Annotated in this window: 2 protein-coding genes; both read left to right on the forward strand. The window is 59.8% G+C overall.

The genetic code is table 11. The features are described from left to right. Positions 1-381 (forward strand): DUF6988 family protein (locus tag SB786_RS35415; protein WP_410731465.1); only part of this gene is annotated, 381 nt, incomplete at its 5' end. Positions 382-459: 78 nt separating this feature from the next. Beyond that, positions 460-1,566, forward strand: coding sequence for an IS5 family transposase (locus SB786_RS35420; protein ID WP_410731466.1), 1,107 nt, complete (start codon positions 460-462; stop codon positions 1,564-1,566). Positions 1,567-1,955: the final 389 nt, after the last annotated feature.

Genomic DNA, 1,955 nt, shown 5'->3' on the forward strand with positions numbered 1-1,955 from the left:
GGAAAACTTGCTTGGCTTCTTGTTCATGGCTCCATTCTCTCAAGAGTTGGAGCCTCCACAAAATCCGGTGCGGTTCAGTATCGACCTCAGTTCGAAGCGTATACGCGGGGTGAGTGGTACCACTATTGCGCTACGGATTCCGACCTTCATCGATACGTCCGCGGTGATGAGCCACCACGGATAGCCAAGCTTGCGAGCGACTTGAAGCAGGCGGCGAAGCGCTCAGGTGACGTGATATTGCAGGTGAAGCAGCGCACCTGGGGAACGATGTGCGCGTTTACACACGGGGGCGTGGTTCAAGTCAAAGCGCGGACGTTCGGCGATGAGGTCCGGCAAAGCTACACCGGCGATCATTCGAGCAAGCTTCTAGCAGGCTGTTGAAATTGGGAACGGTGTAAACGGGCTTTGGGGGCGGTGCGTTAGAGATAACGTGTTCATGGTCTTGGTCGGATGGGTGCGATGCGCGGAATGGACGAGATGCAAGAACCGCTGTTCACGACGGTGAAGCTGGAAGACTTCGTGCCGGCCGATCACCCGTTGCGGCCGCTGCGGCTGCTGGTCAATCAGGCCCTGAAGCGACTCAACGGGCTGTTCGGCACGATCTATGCCGACAGCGGTCGCGCGTCGATCGCGCCCGAGAAGTTGTTGCGTGCACTGTTGTTGCAGGTGTTTTACTCGGTACGCAGCGAGCGCATGCTGATGGAGCAGATGCGCTACAACCTGCTGTTCCGATGGTTCGTCGGCTTGGCGATCGAAGACGCCGTCTGGGACCACTCGGTGTTCTCGAAGAACCGCGACCGGCTGCTTGAGCACGAAGTGATCGAGGCGTTCTTTACCGAAGTCATGCGCTTGGCGGACAAGCAAGGGTTGCTGTCGCGGGAGCACTTCTCGGTCGATGGCACGCTGATCCAGGCGTGGGCCAGTCACAAGAGCTTCCGTCCCAAGGACGGCTCGGACGATCCGCCGGCCGGCGGCGGACGTAATGCCGACACGGACTGGAAAGGCAAACGGCGCAGCAACGACACGCACGAGTCGAGCACGGATCCAGACGCCCGGTTGTTCAAGAAGAGCAAAGGCACGCCGTCCATCCTGTGCTACCACGGTCACATCCTGATGGAGAACCGCTCGGGCTTGGTGGTCGGCGCTATGGTGAGCCATGCCGACGGCTTCGCCGAACGCGCCAATGCGTTGCGCCTGCTCGATTGCGTGCCCGGTCGTCATGCCAAGACGCTCGGCGCCGACAAGGGCTACGACATGCGCGACTTTGTGCGGGACTGTCGTGCGCGCAAGGTAACGCCACACGTCGCGCGCAACGACACGCATCAAGGCGGCAGTGCGATCGACGGCCGTACCTCGCGGCACGCCGGTTATGGCATTAGCCAAGTGATTCGCAAGCGCATCGAAGAGCACTTCGGCTGGGGCAAAACCGTCGGCAGGATTCGACAGACCGCGTATCGCGGCCTCAAACGGGTCGACCAGCACTTCAAGCTGACGATGCTGGCGAGCAATCTGACTCGAATGGCGCGAATGCTGACGGTGGTGCCGCCGCAAGGAGCGGTGCAATGAGCCGCCCAAGCGCGGCCGTCGCACGGCAACGCGCCGGCTGGAGCGCTCGCGAACGGTCCAGCTTCGGCGAATCGGTGGCAACTCGGCAGCCAAGCGCATACGAAATCCTTTTAAACAGCACCCCGATCATCAAAGCTAGGCGCTTTTCAACAGCCTGCTAGATGCGATGGCCGTTCTCTCGTACTTGGCGTCTTTGGCGATCAGTGCGGTGGCGGAGGACGAAGGCCTCGCAAAGCAGTTGTACGAGCGACATCAATCCATTTATTCTGAAGTGTATTGTAGACGTTGACCGCTTGGAAATCGCCGGCCGGCTCGGACCTATCCGTGATTTCGTGGGCGAGGCATATCATGCGGAGTAAAAGTCATGGATATGCCGATGAAGAAGAAAA

The organism is Burkholderia sp. SIMBA_062, assembly GCF_046534765.1.
Lineage (GTDB): Bacteria > Pseudomonadota > Gammaproteobacteria > Burkholderiales > Burkholderiaceae > Burkholderia > Burkholderia ambifaria.